Here is a 15843-nt window from a genome sequence, read left to right on the forward strand (position 1 = left end):
GCACGAGCTCGACAACGCCGGCCGCCGCATCGCGCTGCTGTCGAACATCCCCGAGGACCACGCCCGCAACTTCGAACGCACCTACGCCTGGCTCGACCTGTTCGAGGTGTGCGCGTTCTCGTGCCGCATCGGCCACGCGAAGCCGGAACGCGAGGCGTTCGAGTGGTGCCGCGAGGCGTTGGGCGGCGGCGAGATCCTGTTCGTGGACGACCGGCTGGAGAACGTGGAGGCGGCGCGGGCCGCCGGGATGCTCGGGCACCACTTCACGGGAATCGCCGGGCTGCGCGAAGTGCTGGCTTGAGCTTCGGGTAGCTCGAAGGTGCAGGCTTCGCCCCGTGAACAACGGCGCGGAGCTCTACACGGTCGGCCAACTCGCCGGCCGCACCGGACTGTCGGTGCACACGATCCGCTTCTGGTCCGACAGCGGTGTCGTGCCGCCCACGGACCGGTCGCCCGGCGGGTACCGCCTCTACGACGCCACCGCCGTGGCGCGTTTCGACCTCGTCCGCACGCTGCGCGACCTCGGCATCGGCCTGGACGCCGTCGAGGCGATCCTGACGCGCCGGGTCGCGGTGGCCGAGGTGGCGGAAGTGCACGTCCGGGCGCTGGACGCGGAGATCCGCACGTTGAAGCTGCGCCGCGCCGTGCTGAGCACCATCGCCCAGCGCGCGAGCACCACGGAGGAGGCCTTGCTCATGCACGAGCTCGCCCGTCAGTCCGCGGAGGAACGGCAGGTGGTCATCGACCGGTTCGTCGAGGAGACGTTCGCGGGAGTCGACCTCGACGACGACGCCCAGGTCGTCACCGGGTGGATGCGGGAGCTGCCGGACGACCCGACGCCCGGCCAGGTCGACGCCTGGCTGGAGCTGGCCGACCTGGTCGCGGACGACGACTTCCGGGAACGGGTCCGGCGCGCCGCCACGGCCGGGTCGGCGCTCGCCTCGCACGGCTTCGAGCTGCGGTCGCTGATCGTGGAGCAGGCCGGCCGGGCACTCGCGACCGCGCCGGAGTCGCGCGAGGGCCGGGCGGTGCTGCACCGGATCTGCGACCCGGACACGCCGCGCGACGAGCACCGGGACCTGTGCCGGTGGCTCGACACCGTCGCCGACGCCCGCATGGAGCGCTACTGGGAGCTGCTCGCCGCTCTGCACGGCGAGCAGCCACCCGAGCCGTCCCCCTCAGCCGTCCCCGCGTTCCGCTGGGTCCTCGCCGCCCTGCGCGCTCACACCAGCGACGACCAGTAGAACCAGAACGCCTGCAGCACGCCGCCCGCGATCACCAGGTACCACAGCACCAGCACCACGCTGTGCCACTGGAACGCCGGGCGGATGTTGCGCAGCGTCGTGTACCAGAAGATCGGGATCGTCACCGCCCACACGACCATGCAGTACGGGCACAGCGCCCGGATCTCGTACAGCGACTGCACGATCAGCCAGTGCACGAACAGCACGCCGAACGTCGCCCCGACCTGCAACCCGATCCACACCCACGACGGCAGCTCGACGCCGGACAGCAGCAGCACGCCCAGCGTCGTCACCACCGCGAACCCGACGATCCCGAGCAACGGGTTCGGGAACCCGAACACCTCGGCCTGCGCGGTCTTCATGATCGAGCCGCAGCTCAGCACCGGGTTGATGCTGCACGTCGGGATGTAGAACGGGTCCTTGAGCAGCGCGATCTTCTCGACCGTCAGCACGAACGAGGCGACCAGGCCGACGGCCCCGCCGACCGCGAGCACCCACGCGACGATCCGGTTCACGACAGCGCCTTCTCGATCGCGGCCTTCAGCCCGTCGTACGTGGGCGCGCCGGTGAACTTGACGCCGTTGACGAAGAACGTCGGCGTCCCCTGCACCCCGGCCTTGCCGCCCTCCGCCCGCTGGGCGAGCACCCGGTCGCGCAACGACGAGTCGTCCAGCGCCTTCTCGAACACGGCCTGGTCCAGCCCCAGCTCGGCGGCGAACGCCACGAACGCCGCACGCTGCGACGTCTGCTGCCCGCCCCACTCGGGCTGCGCGTCGAACAGCACCCGGAACATCTCGTCCCGCTTGCCCTGCGCCCCGGCGGCCTCGACGGCGACGGCGGCCAGTTCGGCGTTGCGGTGGCTGGGGATCGGGAAGTGCCGCACGTCGAACGTGACGCGCCCGCCGTACTCGGTCTTGAGCCGCTCGACGCCGGGGTAGGCGGCGCGGCAGGACGGGCACTCCAGGTCGAGGTACTCGACGACGGTCACCGTGCCGTCGCCGGAGGTCTCCAGCGCGGCGGTGTCAGAGCGGTTGAACAGCAGGAACCCCGAGACCACCACCGCCACGACGGCGACGATGACCAGGGACAGACGAGCGTTTTTGGACATGGCAGAACTCCACGTGTGCGGGAAGGAACCGAAGGACCGCGGAACGGGTTCGGTCTAGGCGCGCAACACGCAGAGCTGCGCCAGCCGCACTTCCAGCCGGCGAGAAGGGGGAGACAGGACAGCGGGCAGCCGCAGCAGCTGCACCCGGAACGACGAGCGCCGCAGCACGGCGAACCCGATCAGCACCGCCAGCGCCACCACGAGGCAGCATCCCGCGACGAGGATGCCGTCGAGCAACGCCGACCCGTCGTCCACCGGATCGGCGACGAACGTGGCCGCGGCCGACGACGTGGGGCACTGCGCGGTCCAGGCGAACTCGGTCTCGCACGGCGTGCCCTGCATCATCGCGACTCCGGCGACCAGCGCGAGTACGGCGACGACCCGCGCGAGGTACGCGCGGGTCCGCGAGCTGGTGGTGCCGGGCACGTCATCCAGGGTAGCCATCCCTGCCTACGCTGGGTCACATGGGGGAGGAGCTGCACGAATCGGACAGGTTCGTACTCGCCGGGCAGCCGGTGCCCAACGAGTGGGCGCCGCTCGACCACCTGGCCGGTGGCCTGGAGCGAGCCTAGGGCCGCGCCAACCTCTCCACAGCGGCCTGCACCGCGGCCTTCCGATCGCCACCCGTCCCACCCAACGCCTTCAACGACCACGACGCCGTGTCCCAGCTGATCACCAGCGCGACGACCATGGCCATCAGCTCGACCGCCGGGATGTCCGGCCGGACGGTGCCAGCCTCCTGCGCGGCGGCGATCGCGGCCACGTTGCGCCGGTACTCCGCCACCTCGGCGTCGACGGGCTGCTGGCGTTCCAGACCGGCCCACAGGTACAGCCGCCGCACGTGCGGGCGCGACTCCAGCTGCTCGAACAACGCCCCGGCGTAGCGGGGCAGGTCGCCGGCGTCCACCACGACGGCTGTCGCCAGTTCGGCCATGCAGTCGCCGACGACGCGGTCGAACAGCTCCTCCTTGGCGCCGAAGTGCATGTAGATCGACCGCTTGTTGGCCGAGGCCCGCTCGGCGATGCGGTCGACCCGCGCCCCCGCGAGCCCGTACGTCGCGAACTCGTCGATGGCGGCTTCGAGCAGGCGCCGCTTGGTCTCCGTGGCATCGGGTGGCATGCGCAGATCGTACATAACCATCTAGATATTTACATCTGCGCGGGGAAGGTGTACGAATGTATCTAGTTAGTTACCTACCGAGGAGCAGCAGACATGACCCGCACCTGGTTCATCACCGGCACGTCCTCCGGCTTCGGCCGCGAGCTCACCGAGCAGCTGCTCGAGCGCGGTGACCGCGTCGCCGCCACCGCCCGCCGGCTGGAGACCCTCGACGACCTCGCGGCCCGCTACGGCGATCGGCTGTGGCGCGCACGGCTCGACGTCACCGACACGGCCGCACTGCGCGCCGTCGTGGACCGCGCGTTCGACGAGCTCGAACGGATCGACGTCGTCGTCTCCAACGCCGGCTACGGCCTGTTCGGCGCGGCGGAGGAGCTCAGCGACGAGCAGATCGACGCCCAGATCGCGACCAACCTGACCGGCTCCATCCAGCTCGCCCGCGCCGTCACGCCGCACCTGCGCGAGCAGGGCGGCGGGCGGATCGTGCAGATCGCGAGCATCGGCGGGCAGGTGACGTTCCCTGCCATGAGCCTCTACCACGCCACCAAATGGGGCATCGAGGGCTTCTGGGAGTCGGCGGCGGCCGAGCTCGCGCCGTTCGGCATCGGCGTGACGCTGGTCGAGCCCGGCATCGCCCGGACGAACTTCGTCGCGGGCGCCGCGGTGTTCGGCGACGCGCTGCCCGAGTACGCCGACGGGCCGTCCGGCGAACTGCGCGGCGTGCACTCCGGTGCGCTGCCGCCGCTGCCGATGCCCGGCGACCCCCGGAAGATCGTCGCGGCGATCATCGCCGCCGCTGACAGGGCCGACGGCCCGCTGCGCCTGACCCTCGGCTCCGACGCCTACGCGTACGGCACAGCGGCGCTGCGCGGCCGGCTCGACGCGCTCGAGGCTTCACGCGAGCTCGCCCACTCCACCGACGCCGACGACGTCCTGGTCGACGGCCCGGTGGGGTGACTCAGTCCAGGTCGGACAGGTCCAGCACGAACCGGTGCCGCACGTCGCCGCGTTCGAGCCGGTCGAGGGCCTCGACGACGCGGCTCGACGGGAGCAGCTCGATGTCGGCGGTGATGCCGTGCTCGGCGCAGAACTCGAGCATGGCGGCGGTGGCCGGGACGCCGCCGCTGCCGCCGGAGCTGAGCTTCTTGCGGCCGACGAGCAGGTCCATCGTCTCCACGGTGATCGAACCGAGGTAGCCGACCTGGCTCAACGTCCCGTCCATGGCCACCAGCTTCAGGTACGGGCCGAGGTCGTGGGCGACGGGAACGGTGTCGATCACGACGTCGAACCGGTCGCGCGACGCGGCGGCGCTCTTCTCGTCGGTCGAGACGACCAGGTCACGGGCGCCGAGCTTGACAGCCTCCGCCTCACGTCCGGCGGAACGGCTCACCACCGACACCTCGGCGCCCATCGCCACGGCGAGCTTCACCGCGAGGTGCCCGAGCCCGCCCAGACCGGCGACCGCGACGCGCGTGCCCGGCCCCACTCCCAACGCGCGCAGCGGCTCCCACACCGTGATCCCGGCGCACATCAACGGCGCCGCGGCCGCCGGGTCCAGCCCGGACGGCAGGGGATAGGTGAACTTCTCCCGCAGCACGTACTCCCGCGAGAACCCGCCCAGCGTCGTCGACCCGTCGTGGCGGTCGGTGCCGTTGTAGGTGAGCGTGGGGAACGCACGGCAGAAGTTCTCCTGCCCCGCCGCGCACATGTCGCACTCGCCGCACGAGTCGACGATGTTGCCCACGGCCACCGGGTCGCCGGCGCGGAACCGCCTGACGTCCGGCCCGACCTCGGTGACGACGCCGGTGAACTCGTGTCCCGGCACGAGCACGCCGCCGTCGTGCGAGTCGGCGGAGTGCGAGCGGACTGCGTGCAGGTCTGTGTGGCAGACCCCGCAGAAGTCCACGCGCACCGCGACGTCATCCCCGCGGAGATCGCGCCGCGAGAGTTCGGTCCGTTCCATCGCGCCTGGTCCCTGGGCCTGCCAACCGGTGGTGCCGCGCATGACGCTCCTTCAAACAGACTGTTCGGTCTATTTCAACGTACCCATGGACGGCGGCAAAGTAAACCGACTGTTCTGTCAGTAGAGTGCGGACCATGTCCGACCAGCAGTTGACCGCCCGCGGCGAGGCCACCCGGCAGCGCATCATCGACGTCGCCACGGCCGAGTTCGCCGAACACGGCATCGCCGGGGCCCGCATCGAACGCGTCGTCGCCGCTGCCCGCACCAACAAAGCCCAGCTCTACGCCTACTTCGGCAACAAGGACGGGCTGTTCGACGCGATCTTCCTCGGCTCACTGGACCGGATCGTCAACGTCGTCCCGATCGACGCCACCGACCTCGCCGACTGGGCCGTGCGCCTCTACGACGAGTACCTGCGGCGCCCCGACCTCATCCGCCTCGCCACGTGGGCGCGCCTCGAACGCCGCCCCACCGGCCTGCTCGTGGACCCGGCCGAACGCCGCGACGACGCCAAGCTCAAGGCCATCGCCGACGCCCAGGCGGCGGGCATCGTCCGCGCCGGCGACCCGTTCGACCTGATGGCCATGGTGATCGCCATGTCGATGGCCTGGTCGCCGGTCAGCAACGTCTACTCCGCGACCCTCGACGAACCCGCCGAGGACCACGAACGCCGCCGCGACCTGCTGCGCGACACCGTCCGCCGGGCCGTCGCGCCCTAGCTCCGGGCCTTGGAGGCGCGCCAAACGGCATGCTTTCAGGTCGTCCTGCGACGAATGGGTGGAACCAAACGGAACGCCACCTCTACCGTCCCCGCATGCCTCTGCGGAGATCCACTGTGCGCGGCCGCGAGTTCGGCGACGCCATACGCGCGCTGCTGAGGGCGGCCGACCTGACCAACCGCGCCGTCGCCGAACTGCTGGGCTGGCAGGAGGCCAAGGTCTCGGAGCTGGTCAACGGCAAGGACGGCACGTCCGACGTTGACCTCGCCAAGCTGCTCGGCCTGCTGCGCACGCCACCCGACGAGTACGACCACCTGATGGCCCTGCACCACGACACGCACATCAGGGACTGGTTGCAGCCCAACAAGTCCGGCGTCACAGACCGAGCGCGCACACTGCGCGAACACGAGAAGATCGCCTCGGACATCACCGGCTGGTCGATGAACGTCGTGCACGGCATGTTGCAGACACCCGAGTACACCCGGCACCTCGCGCTCGCCAAGCCGCTCTCCGCGGAGGAGGCCCACGCGCTGGCCGTCAGCCGAAGGGCGCGGCAGAGGGCGGTGCTCGACGGCTACCGGATCGTCACGATCTTCATGCACGAGCAGGCGCTGCGGCTTCCCGTCGGCAACGACGACCTCATGGCCGAGCAGATGCACCACCTGCTGCGCCTGTCCGTCCGGCCCTACCTCACGATCCGCCTGATTCCCACGGCGTTCGGCCCGCACGCCGGACTGGCCGGCGACTTCGACCGGTTGAAGTTCAAGAAGATCCCGCCGATCGTCTACGTCGAGAGCGAGGGGGCTAACGTCTTCCTCGAAGATCAGCTTTCCGTCGCCCGCTACGACACCGTGGTGAAGTCACTCAGTCGGACGGCGTTGGACGAGGTCCGAACGAGGAAGCTGATCACCGACATCATCGGCGAGGAGGCTTGCGGTGACCCAGTGGCGGAAGAGCAGCTACAGCGCGAGTGACGGCAACTGCGTCGAGGTCGGTCGAGGCGCGGGCGTCCGGGACAGCAAGTCCCCGTCTGTCGAACTCCCCCTCACGGCCCGTCAGTGGTCACTGCTGCTGCGCCAGGTCAAATCCCACTAGTGCAACCAAAGGTTGCGTGAGCGCGTGTCCTCGGGCTAGGTTCTTGTGCAACCGATAGTTGCACAAGGTCTGGAGGGACACGTGGAGTTCGGACGCATCGAACGCGAGATCCGCATCGACGCCACCCCCGAGGTGGTCTACGAGGTCGTCAGCTCGCCCGAGCACCTGCGCGAGTGGTGGCCGGACGAGGCCGAGTTCGAGCCGGTGGTCGGTGGTACCGGCTCGATCACCTTCGGGGACCCGGCCTCGCCGGAGGCGAAGGTCGAGCAGTTGACGGTTGTGGAGGCCGACCCGCCGCGCCGGTTCGCGTTCCGCTGGGTCCACGACAAGGGCGTGGTGGCGGCGCCGGACAACTCGCTGCTCGTCACGATGGACCTGGTCGCGTCCGACGGCGGCACGCTGCTGCGGTTCACGGAGACCGGGTTCCGCGAGCGCGGCTGGGAGGCGGCCGTGCTGGAGCAGGCCTACCGCGACCACAGCAGCGGCTGGGACCACTTCCTGCCGCGGCTCGTCACGCGGGCCGAGAGCCTGGTCGCGCGGCCGTGATCGACGACGACCTCTGGTCCGCGGTCGGCGACCCGACCCGCAGGCGCCTGCTCGACCTGCTGCTCACCGGCAACGGCGGCACGGCGACCACGCTCAGCGAGCAGCTCCCCGTCACCCGGCAGGCGGTCGCGAAGCACCTGGGGGTGCTGGACCGCGTCGGCCTGGTGCACGCCCTGCCCGCCGGCCGGGAGCGCCGCTACGAGGTGGACGAGGCGCAGCTGGCCCGCGCGGTCGCGCAGTTGACCTCGGTGGGGGAGAGCTGGGACGCCCGGCTGCAGCGGATCAAGCGCATCGCCGAGCGCGTGCAGCGCGACCGGACGGCGGACACCGACCGGTGATGATCAGCGACGATCGGCGTGTCGGCTTGGCGACCCGCCGATCGTCGTGTTTCGGGAGATTTCCGCCCGAACGACGCCGCACGGGTGCATCCTGGTCTCGACCACCCTCTACCCGAGGACTGATGACCATGACGAGTGCGACCGCGTCCTCCCGCCACGACTGGGAGTCCGACTTGGAGCGCTACCGCACGAGAGCGGTGCACGTGCTGGACACGCACCTGCCCGCCACCACCGGCTGCACCGAGTGCGGCGACCCGTGGCCCTGCGCCCGCGCGTGCTCCGCGGAGCTCGTGCTGGAGCTCTGAGCCCTACGAGCTCACCCGGTCCAGGAACGCGCGCACGCCGGTCAGCAGCCGCTCGGCCTGCTCGTCGAGCGTGATCGACTCCTTGAACCGCGACCCCGGCCCCGCGCTCTTCTTCCCGCGCAGGTACAGCGAACAGGCCAGGTCGGCGCACACGTAGGCGCCGACCGAGTTGCCCAGTTGCCCGGACTTCCCCGCCTTGCGCGCGGTCATCAGCGACACCCCGTCCCCCTGGTGCGTGGTCAGGCACCAGGCGCACATCGTCTTGCGCAGGTGGCCGGCCTTCGCCGCCCGCCGCAGCGCGATCCCCACGAGCCGCCCGTCGAGCTCGACCACGAGGTACGAGCGGTCCGGTGCCGCCGGATCTCGCCAGCCCAGGAAGTCCAGGTCGTCCCACGGGCGGTCGCCGAGATCCCTGGGCACGTGCATGCGCTTGGTCTCGCCCTTGGTGCAATTGACGAAGGACGCGCGGATGTCGTGTTCGGTCAACGGCTTCATGACCAGGGACGCTAGGCTTACCTAGAGGTCCTAGGCAAATTATTAAGGACCCTAGGAGACGCATGGCACGCGCGGGGCTCACCGCTGAACGCCTCACACGGGCGGCAGCGGAGCTGGCGGACGAGGTGGGCCTGGAGAACGTGACGGTGTCCGCACTCGCCCGCCACTTCGGCGTGAAGGACGCCTCCCTCTACTCGCACATCCGCAACGCCCACGACCTGCGCGTACGCCTCGCCGTCCAGTGCCTGTCGGAGCTGGCCGAGAAGGTCTCCGACGCCTTGGGCGGCCGCTCGGGCCGCGAGGCGCTGCTGGCGTTCGCCCACGCCTACCGCGCCTACGCCCACGCGCATCCCGGCCGGTACGCGGCAACGCAGCTCGCGCTCAACCCGGACGTGGCCGCGGACAGCGCCGCCGACCGGTACTCGGAACTCGTCCGCGCGATCCTGCGGGGCTACGACCTGTGGGAACCCGACCAGACCGATGCCGCCCGCCTGCTGCACAGCACGTTCCACGGGTACGTGTCGCTGGAACGGGCCGGGGCGTTCCACAGCCATCCGCGCGGGGTGGAGGCGTCGTGGCTGCGGGCGCTGGACGCGCTCGACGCCCTGCTGCGGACGTGGCCCGCCTAGCCGAAAATCTCGAGCATCTTCTTGTCCACGTCGGAGGCGTCCTGGAGGTAGAAGCGTTCGAACAACGCGTCGGACTCCCTGATGACGCCCAGCTCGTCCGGCAGACCGCGGCTGGCGGCGATCGCCGCCAGTACGGCGTTGGCGGCGGCGTGAGCGCTGTCCTTGGTGGTGATGTCCGGGACCGAGATGGTCGGCAACCCCGGCTTGTCCAGCCGCAACACACCCCGGTGAACGCCGAACGTGCGGCCGGCGCCGAGGTGGGTGCCCGCCAGGTGGAAGAAGTCGCGCAGGACGGCGAGGTGCTCGATGCGCAGCGGTAGGTCTCCTTTGGCGAATCCCAGCCTTCGTCCGTGTTCACGGGCGTCCGCTCGCGTGGCGGGAGCAGCGTCCCGCCTCGTCCCGTAGACGTCGAGCAGCCAGCTCACGTGCTTCCAGTTGTGCGAGACCAGGAAGTAGGCGCGGTCGACGGCGAGAGCGGCGAACCCGTGCTCCGTCGGCGGCTTGACCAGGGAGCGTGCCGCTTCGCGATCGCACGCGAAGGCGTAGCTGTCGGCGTTCTTCAGAGCCACCTCGTACGGCAGCCGCAGGAAGTACGGAGCGTGCGAGTAGGCGTAGTCGACAGTGCGCACGTCGGATCCGTGGGACGCCTCGTGGATGAGCGTGCGGGCGAGGTCGTCCGAGGACGGGGCCACCAGCAGCTGTCCTTCCGCGCCGGTGCCCTTCATCTGGGTGTACCCGTGCTCCTGGAAGACCTTGACCCGCGTACGCCAGTGCGCTTCCAGCTCGGTGAGGTAGCGGTCGATCCTCAGGAGGTTGTCGTCGACCTCGGCGCGCGCCCTGTTCAGGGGAGGCGCGTCCTCCGCGCCGCCGAAGAGCACGTCGAGGCCGGTGCCGTCGAAGGCCGCGATCATGGCGTGGGCCTTCTCGAACTCGCGCTGCAGCCGCGCCCACTCCTCGGGGGTAGGCGCGTCCGGCATGAGCTGTCCCGACCTCGGCCGGTCGTCGAACCTGGCGTCGACCTCCCGGATGAGGTGGTTGATCCGGGTGCGGTCGGGCGCGCGCAGTTCGGCGTGGATCTTGTCCTGGTACTCGTTGATCAGCTTCGTGCGGCCTCTTCCGATGATCGGCTTGTTCAGCATCGCCACCTGCCCGGAGAGGGCGAGCAGCGTGGCCCTGTCCTGGGCCGCGTGCACGTCTTTCGGCCTCCGCGGGAGCCCCGGCAGCTCGTCCACGATGCGTTGCACGGCCCTGTTGCCGACGGCGGCCTGCAGTCCCAGGAGCGGGTGTGCCTGCGGTGATGCCGCAGTGACACGACCCGGAACGGCAGCGGAGTCCTGCGCCCAACACCTCATGAGCGCTATTGGAACCAACGAACTGGGCTGAACGGTCCTGCGCGGAGGACAGTTTTCCGGCCCGTTCGCGCCGCCCCTCCGGCCGCACGCCGGGGCAGCGGCTGCTGATACCGACTCCGATCCTGGCCGCCGATAACGTTCACTTATCGGCGGCCAGCGTTTTCTCGCCCGAATGAGTAGCGTTGCGTTGGATAACGTAAACGCACACGTAATTCTGCTACGGTATGCGGGTGGAGACGAGCTGCAACTTCCCCGGCTGCGAACGACCTGTTTTCCGAGGTGGCGGGCCGGGCAGGCCCTCGGAGTACTGCGACCTGCCGGAGCACACGCGGTGGCGTGCGTGGAGGGAGCGGCAGCGGCTGGCCGAGACACCCGAGCAAAACCTGGAGGTCGTCACCGTGACGAATCTCCCGAGGGTCTCCGGTACCGCCAAGATCAGGGCTGAAGAGCTCCTCGACCGGTTCCGGGTGCTGTCCGAGCAGATGACCCAGACCCTCGGCCGGGCTGTCGGTGAGCTGAACGCGATGGCGGATCCGAGCGTCGCCGAGAGTCAGATCCAGGCGGCGGAAGCCGAGGCCGCGCGCCGGGTTGCCGAGGCGCAGGCCGAGCTCGCCGGTGCCGAGCGCCGGCGGCACGATGCGGAGAAGGCGCGCAAGGCCGCCGAGGAGACGACCGAACAGGCGGTGCGTGCGGCGGAGGAAGCCGACGAGACCACGGACGCGGCGTTGGCCGAGCGGGACGAGGCCCGGGAGGCGGCGCGGGTCGCGGTGCAACGGGCTGAGGCCGAGGTGGCCGAGGTTCGCGTGCAGGCGTCGGCGCTCGTCGAGGAGATCCGCGCGGAGGCGGAGCAGGCGAAGGCCGATGCGGTGAAGCACGCCGAGCAGGCACGGCGGCAGGCCGCGAAGGAGATCGAGCAGGTCCGTGCGCAGGCTGCCCGGGAGGTCGAGGCGGCGAAGGCGGAGGCGCGGGCGGCCGTCGAACGGGCCGGTGCCGAGGTCCGGGCCGCTGCCGACGCGGCCGAGCAGGTGAAGGCCGAGGCTGCCGGTCAGGTGGAGAAGGCCCGGCAGGAGGCCGCGGAGACCGTCAGCCGGGCCGCGAAGGCACGGGACCAGGCCGTGGTGAGGGCGGAACGGGCCGAGCAGACGGCGGCGGACGCGCACAGGGAGCTGGAGCGGGCTCGGGGTGAGTTCGACGCGCGGCTCGCGCAGGTCCGGCAGGAGGGCGCTGACCAGGTGGCGGCTGTGCGGCAGACCCTCGCTGTGGTGGAGGACGCGCGGGCCCAGACGCTGACCCGGGCGGAACGGGCGGAGCGGCAGCTCGACGAGGCGGCGGCCGAGCTGCGGAGTCTGCGTCGGTAGGCTTGCGGCGATGGACGAGCTGAGAGGCGACTGCGCCAACTGCTTCGGGTTGTGCTGCGTCGCGCTGCCGTTCGCCAGGTCGGCGGACTTCGCGGCCACCAAGGACGCGGGCACGCCGTGTCGAAACCTGCTGGCCGACCACCGCTGCGGCATCCACGACCGGTTGCGGCAGAGGGGATATCCGGGTTGCACGGTCTACGACTGCTTCGGTGCGGGTCAGCGGGTGTCGCAGACGGTGTTCCGGGGCGTGGACTGGCGCGACGGTGAGCGGCAGCGGATGTTCGCGGTGTTCCCCGTGGTCCGGCAGCTGCACGAGCTGCTGTGGTACCTCGCCGAGGCCGGGCGGCTCGACCCGCACGACGACCTCGCCGCCGCCTACGCCGAGGTCGAACGGCACACCGTCGCGGAGCCGGACGAGATCCTGGCGCTCGACGTCGCCGAGGTCCGGGCCAAGGTGAACGTCCTGCTGCTGCGCACCAGCGAACGACTGCGGGCCAGCGCGAAGTCCTACCGGGGCGCGGACCTGATCGGTGCGCGTCTGAGGAACAAGAACCTGAGCAGCGCGGACTTCCGCGGCGCCTACCTCATCGGGGCGGACCTGACGAACTCCGACCTGTCGCGGGCGGACATGATCGGCGCCGACCTGCGGGGTGCGGACCTGTCGGGGGCGGACCTGAGCACGTGCCTGTTCCTGACCCAGCCGCAGGTCAACGCCGCTCGGGGCAACGCCCGCACGAAGCTGCCGGAGGCGTTGACCCGGCCGGCGCACTGGACCGCGGAGCCCGCGCGCAGGCGCTGAGCCACCCACAGCCAAGCCCCGGACAGGTGTCAGACGGACAGGCGCTGCTGGGAGACCGCGCGGGCGAAGCCCTCGACGTTGTCGATCATGATGTTGTGGCCGGTGTTCGGCACGGAGATGACCTGGACGCCTGCCGCGGCGAGCTCGCGGCCGCCGCTGGGCGGGGCGTCCTCGGGGTGCAGGAAGACGCGCGGGATCTCCAGTTCCATCAGCAGTTTCCGCATGGTCGGCGAGGTGCCGCGGATGAGGTCGACGGCGCTGCGGTGCAGTGCCTCGGGACCGGCCATGCGCATGGTGGCGGCCCAGTGCGGGCCGACGTCGCGCAGGACGCGGTCGAAGCCCTCGCGGAGGAAGTCGGCCTCGTTGTAGGCGGCGATGCCCCGGCTGCCGGGGGCGCCGAGCGAGGGGCGGGCGGGGTCGACGTGCGGGTCGACGAGGACGAGCGAGCGCACCATCTCGGGGTGGCGGGCGGCGAGCACGATGGCGACGGCGCCGCCCATGCTGTGGCCGATGATCTCGTTGCGGCGCAGGCCGATCTTCGCGAGCGCGACGGCGAGGGCGTCGGCATGGCCTTCGAGGGAGTAGGCGAAGCCGGTGGGGCGGTCGCTGATGCCGAAGCCGAGCATGTCCATCATGAGGCTGCGGCGGCCGGCCAGCAGCGGGTGGGCGACGGCCTCGGCGTAGTAGGGCGCCGATGACGCGCCGAGTCCGTGCAGGTACACCCTGGCGGGCGTGGCTCCCGGTACCTCGACCCAGCGGATGCGGACCCCAGGTCTGATCTCGACGGCGCGCATGTCTCTCCCGGCAGCGGTGGTTCTGTGCGGCGGACCCTACCCCGCGGTCAGGTGAGCATAGATCGGTTTCGAGAGCCGGTTCTCATCTGGCTGAGGGTTATCGCGTGATGATCGCCTACGAACGCCGCACGCGGCAGACGCCGATCAGTCGATCCCGAGTGCGGCGCATGCAGCCGTGACCGTTGCGGCGCGAAGTTCGTCGAACGGCGCGTCGGGGAACTGCATCGTGCAGTCCTGCATGCCGCCGAACGCGAGCACCGCGCGCGCCTGCTGCTCCAGCGTGGCCTCCGGCCCGTACACCAGGACGGTGAGGCGGGCGCGCCACGACAGCACGACGTCGACGAGGCCGAGCTCGGCGAGCGTGGTGAGCTCGCTCAGGAGCAGCAGCATGTCCTTGCGGTGGCGGTGGTGGAACTCGAAGAAGCCCTCGACGAGCTCGCGGGCCCGCACGTCCTGGCGTTGCTCGACGCCGGTGAGGAAGCGTTCGCCGTCGTCGAGCAACGGGGTGACGATGCTGCGGACGAGCTCCTCGCGGGAGGAGAAGTGGTAGTAGAGCGCGGGTTTGGTGATGCCGAGGCGGTCGGCGATCTCCTGGAGGCTGGTCTGCTGCACGCCTTGGGCTGCGAACAGCTCGCGCGCGGTCTGCAGGATGCGCTGCTTGGTGTCGGTCGGTCGGGCCACGTGCCGAATATTACTTAACGGTCGGTAAGTCGCAGGTGTACGCTCACGCCCATCCACTTACCGACCGTTAAGTAAGGAGCGTTGACGTGCGGATACTCGTCTCCGGGGCCAGCATCGCCGGTCCGGTGCTCGCCTGGTGGCTCACGCGGTACGGGCACGAGGTGACGGTGGTGGAGCGGTCACCGGTGCTGCGCAAGACCGGCGGGCACGCCGTGGACCTGTTCCGGCCGGCCATGACGATCTCGGAGAGGATGGGTGTCGCGTCCCGGATCGAGTCGAGGGCGACGGGCACCGAGCGGCTGTCGTTCCTGCGCGAGGGCACCCGCAGGCCGATCACCGCGGACGCCACGAAGCTCTTCGCCGCCACCTCCGACCGGCACGTCGAGATCATGCGCGACGACCTGAGCGAGATCTACTACGACGCCACCCGCGCGGACGTCGAGTACCTGTTCGGCGACTCGATCGCCGCCCTCGGCGAGGACCTGGTGACGTTCGACAGCGGCACCACGCGGCCGTTCGACCTGGTCATCGGCGCGGACGGGCTGCACTCGAACGTGCGGCGGCTGGTGTTCGGCGAGGTCGCGAAGACGTTCACCGGCGCGTACCTGGCGGTGCTGTCGGTGCCGCGGGAGGCGGGGGTGCCCGGGGCGATGACCGGGCACGTCGGGCCCGGTCGCAGCGCCGCGGTGTACGGGGCGCGGCACCTCGGCGACGCGCGGGCGGTGTTCCTGTTCCGCTCGCCGGAGCTGGAGTACCACCACCGCGACGTCGCGCGGCAGAAGCAGTTGCTGCGGGCGGCGTTCGCGGGCCTGCACCCGCAGGTCGACGAGTGGATGTCCTACCTGGACACCGATCGGGCGTTCTACTTCGACTCGATCACCCAGCTGCGTGAGGACACCTGGTCGCGCGGGCGGGTGGCACTGGTCGGGGACGCCGCCTACTGCCCCGGTCCGGCGATCGGCGGCAGCACGAGCCTCGCCGTGGTGGGCGCGTACGTGCTGGCCGGCCAGCTGGCCACGAGCCCGGACCACGCTACGGCGTTCACGCGCTACGAGGACGAGATGCGGGAGCCGGTGCACGCGAGCAGGGCGTTCGCGCTGGGGGTGGCGAAGACGCTGATCCCCTCGACCCGGCTGGGCGTGTGGGCGTTGACGCGCGGCATGCAGGTGGCGACGTCGTTGCCGTCGTGGCTGGTGCGGCCGCTGGCGAAGCTCAACTCCACCGGCGTGCGGCTGCACGACTCGATGCCGGTGCGCGACTACGGGTGTCAGGGCGCCGGCGTACCGGCGCCCTGACC

At 70.6% G+C, this 15843-nt stretch carries 22 protein-coding genes; 13 read left to right on the top strand and 9 right to left on the bottom strand.

All coding sequences use genetic code 11. The features are described from left to right. On the top strand, window positions 1–301 hold a 301-nt coding region (locus VF330_RS07505; protein ID WP_330850773.1), incomplete at its 5' end, for an HAD-IA family hydrolase. A gap of 34 nt (window positions 302–335) precedes the next feature. After that, window positions 336–1244, top strand: coding sequence for a MerR family transcriptional regulator (locus tag VF330_RS07510; protein WP_330850774.1), 909 nt, complete (start codon window positions 336–338; stop codon window positions 1242–1244). Here the strand turns inward: VF330_RS07510 and VF330_RS07515 are convergent. The 4 genes from VF330_RS07515 to VF330_RS07530 all read right to left on the bottom strand — a co-directional run bounded on the left by VF330_RS07515 (window position 1223) and on the right by VF330_RS07530 (window position 3472). Beyond that, on the bottom strand, window positions 1223–1759 hold the full coding sequence (locus tag VF330_RS07515; protein ID WP_330850775.1) for a vitamin K epoxide reductase family protein: 537 nt from the start codon (window positions 1757–1759) through the stop codon (window positions 1223–1225). The two genes, VF330_RS07510 and VF330_RS07515, sit on opposite strands and share 22 nt — an antisense overlap. Then, complete coding sequence (locus tag VF330_RS07520; RefSeq protein ID WP_330850776.1) at window positions 1756–2352, bottom strand: DsbA family protein; 597 nt, start codon at window positions 2350–2352, stop codon at window positions 1756–1758. The genes VF330_RS07515 and VF330_RS07520 overlap by 4 nt, the downstream gene beginning before the upstream one ends. 54 nt (window positions 2353–2406) lie before the next feature. Beyond that, window positions 2407–2796 carry a hypothetical protein gene (locus tag VF330_RS07525; RefSeq protein WP_330850777.1) on the bottom strand — a complete coding sequence of 130 codons (390 nt, stop codon included), beginning with the start codon at window positions 2794–2796 and terminating at the stop codon, window positions 2407–2409. A 124-nt stretch (window positions 2797–2920) separates the two neighbouring features. Further along, window positions 2921–3472, bottom strand: coding sequence for a TetR/AcrR family transcriptional regulator (locus tag VF330_RS07530; protein ID WP_330850778.1), 552 nt, complete (start codon window positions 3470–3472; stop codon window positions 2921–2923). Between the two features lie 93 nt (window positions 3473–3565). On the opposite strand from VF330_RS07530, the gene VF330_RS07535 reads away from it, so the two are divergent. Further along, window positions 3566–4429, top strand: coding sequence for an SDR family oxidoreductase (locus tag VF330_RS07535; RefSeq protein ID WP_330850779.1), 864 nt, complete (start codon window positions 3566–3568; stop codon window positions 4427–4429). A gap of 1 nt (window position 4430) precedes the next feature. Here VF330_RS07535 and VF330_RS07540 read toward each other — a convergent pair whose 3' ends face one another. Then, window positions 4431–5477 carry an NAD(P)-dependent alcohol dehydrogenase gene (locus VF330_RS07540; RefSeq protein ID WP_330850780.1) on the bottom strand — a complete coding sequence of 349 codons (1047 nt, stop codon included), beginning with the start codon at window positions 5475–5477 and terminating at the stop codon, window positions 4431–4433. A gap of 92 nt (window positions 5478–5569) precedes the next feature. Here VF330_RS07540 and VF330_RS07545 point away from each other — a divergent pair, with 92 nt between their 5' ends. From VF330_RS07545 to VF330_RS07570, 6 genes are all read left to right on the top strand, one after another. After that, on the top strand, window positions 5570–6154 hold the full coding sequence (locus VF330_RS07545) for a TetR family transcriptional regulator (RefSeq protein ID WP_330850781.1): 585 nt from the start codon (window positions 5570–5572) through the stop codon (window positions 6152–6154). A 95-nt stretch (window positions 6155–6249) separates the two neighbouring features. After that, entirely contained in the window at window positions 6250–7128 is an 879-nt protein-coding gene (locus tag VF330_RS07550) for a helix-turn-helix transcriptional regulator (protein WP_330850782.1), read from the top strand. Beyond that, entirely contained in the window at window positions 7091–7249 is a 159-nt protein-coding gene (locus VF330_RS07555) for a DUF397 domain-containing protein (RefSeq protein ID WP_330850783.1), read from the top strand. Before VF330_RS07550 ends, VF330_RS07555 begins: the two co-directional genes overlap by 38 nt. An 81-nt stretch (window positions 7250–7330) precedes the next feature. Continuing rightward, window positions 7331–7795: an SRPBCC family protein gene (locus VF330_RS07560; protein WP_330850784.1), complete on the top strand. Its 465-nt coding sequence runs from the start codon at window positions 7331–7333 to the stop codon at window positions 7793–7795. Then, complete coding sequence (locus tag VF330_RS07565) at window positions 7792–8133, top strand: helix-turn-helix domain-containing protein (protein ID WP_330850785.1); 342 nt, start codon at window positions 7792–7794, stop codon at window positions 8131–8133. The genes VF330_RS07560 and VF330_RS07565 overlap by 4 nt, the downstream gene beginning before the upstream one ends. A gap of 128 nt (window positions 8134–8261) precedes the next feature. Further along, entirely contained in the window at window positions 8262–8438 is a 177-nt protein-coding gene (locus tag VF330_RS07570; RefSeq protein ID WP_325519546.1) for a hypothetical protein, read from the top strand. A gap of 3 nt (window positions 8439–8441) precedes the next feature. Here VF330_RS07570 and VF330_RS07575 read toward each other — a convergent pair whose 3' ends face one another. After that, window positions 8442–8933, bottom strand: a complete 492-nt coding sequence (locus VF330_RS07575) for an FBP domain-containing protein (protein WP_330850786.1) — start codon at window positions 8931–8933, stop codon at window positions 8442–8444. A gap of 62 nt (window positions 8934–8995) precedes the next feature. Here VF330_RS07575 and VF330_RS07580 point away from each other — a divergent pair, with 62 nt between their 5' ends. After that, window positions 8996–9562 carry a TetR/AcrR family transcriptional regulator gene (locus tag VF330_RS07580; RefSeq protein WP_330850787.1) on the top strand — a complete coding sequence of 189 codons (567 nt, stop codon included), beginning with the start codon at window positions 8996–8998 and terminating at the stop codon, window positions 9560–9562. On the opposite strand, the gene VF330_RS07585 is transcribed toward VF330_RS07580, so the two are convergent. Then, entirely contained in the window at window positions 9559–10914 is a 1356-nt protein-coding gene (locus VF330_RS07585) for a hypothetical protein (protein ID WP_330850788.1), read from the bottom strand. The two genes, VF330_RS07580 and VF330_RS07585, sit on opposite strands and share 4 nt — an antisense overlap. A gap of 230 nt (window positions 10915–11144) precedes the next feature. On the opposite strand from VF330_RS07585, the gene VF330_RS07590 reads away from it, so the two are divergent. Together VF330_RS07590 and VF330_RS07595 are read left to right on the top strand one after the other, a co-directional pair. Beyond that, a complete protein-coding gene (locus VF330_RS07590) occupies window positions 11145–12272 on the top strand; it encodes a hypothetical protein (RefSeq protein WP_330850789.1) in 1128 nt (375 codons plus the stop codon). A gap of 10 nt (window positions 12273–12282) precedes the next feature. Beyond that, the gene (locus VF330_RS07595; protein ID WP_330850790.1) at window positions 12283–13071 is read left to right on the top strand and encodes a pentapeptide repeat-containing protein; all 789 of its coding nucleotides are present in this window, start codon (window positions 12283–12285) and stop codon (window positions 13069–13071) included. A 29-nt stretch (window positions 13072–13100) separates the two neighbouring features. On the opposite strand, the gene VF330_RS07600 is transcribed toward VF330_RS07595, so the two are convergent. Continuing rightward, window positions 13101–13865, bottom strand: coding sequence for an alpha/beta hydrolase (locus VF330_RS07600; protein ID WP_330850791.1), 765 nt, complete (start codon window positions 13863–13865; stop codon window positions 13101–13103). Between the two features lie 144 nt (window positions 13866–14009). Further along, window positions 14010–14546 (bottom strand): helix-turn-helix domain-containing protein, encoded by a 537-nt coding sequence (locus VF330_RS07605; RefSeq protein WP_330850792.1) that lies wholly within the window; start codon window positions 14544–14546, stop codon window positions 14010–14012. A gap of 86 nt (window positions 14547–14632) precedes the next feature. Between VF330_RS07605 and VF330_RS07610 the strand changes: the two genes are divergently transcribed. Continuing rightward, entirely contained in the window at window positions 14633–15841 is a 1209-nt protein-coding gene (locus VF330_RS07610) for an FAD-dependent monooxygenase (protein WP_330850793.1), read from the top strand. Window positions 15842–15843 lie beyond the last annotated feature (2 nt).

The organism is Lentzea sp., assembly GCF_036380075.1.
In the GTDB taxonomy this organism is placed as follows: Bacteria; Actinomycetota; Actinomycetes; order Mycobacteriales; family Pseudonocardiaceae; genus Lentzea.

Coding starts and splice junctions, on each gene's coding strand:
- VF330_RS07550 (WP_330850782.1), top strand. CDS start 6,250: ATGCCTCTGCGGAGATCCACTGTGCGCGGCCGCGAGTTCGGCGACGCC.
- VF330_RS07585 (WP_330850788.1), bottom strand. CDS start 10,914: ATGAGGTGTTGGGCGCAGGACTCCGCTGCCGTTCCGGGTCGTGTCACT.
- VF330_RS07595 (WP_330850790.1), top strand. CDS start 12,283: ATGGACGAGCTGAGAGGCGACTGCGCCAACTGCTTCGGGTTGTGCTGC.
- VF330_RS07525 (WP_330850777.1), bottom strand. CDS start 2,796: ATGGCTACCCTGGATGACGTGCCCGGCACCACCAGCTCGCGGACCCGC.
- VF330_RS07570 (WP_325519546.1), top strand. CDS start 8,262: ATGACGAGTGCGACCGCGTCCTCCCGCCACGACTGGGAGTCCGACTTG.
- VF330_RS07520 (WP_330850776.1), bottom strand. CDS start 2,352: ATGTCCAAAAACGCTCGTCTGTCCCTGGTCATCGTCGCCGTCGTGGCG.
- VF330_RS07545 (WP_330850781.1), top strand. CDS start 5,570: ATGTCCGACCAGCAGTTGACCGCCCGCGGCGAGGCCACCCGGCAGCGC.
- VF330_RS07540 (WP_330850780.1), bottom strand. CDS start 5,477: ATGCGCGGCACCACCGGTTGGCAGGCCCAGGGACCAGGCGCGATGGAA.
- VF330_RS07580 (WP_330850787.1), top strand. CDS start 8,996: ATGGCACGCGCGGGGCTCACCGCTGAACGCCTCACACGGGCGGCAGCG.
- VF330_RS07530 (WP_330850778.1), bottom strand. CDS start 3,472: ATGCCACCCGATGCCACGGAGACCAAGCGGCGCCTGCTCGAAGCCGCC.
- VF330_RS07600 (WP_330850791.1), bottom strand. CDS start 13,865: ATGCGCGCCGTCGAGATCAGACCTGGGGTCCGCATCCGCTGGGTCGAG.
- VF330_RS07575 (WP_330850786.1), bottom strand. CDS start 8,933: ATGAAGCCGTTGACCGAACACGACATCCGCGCGTCCTTCGTCAATTGC.
- VF330_RS07535 (WP_330850779.1), top strand. CDS start 3,566: ATGACCCGCACCTGGTTCATCACCGGCACGTCCTCCGGCTTCGGCCGC.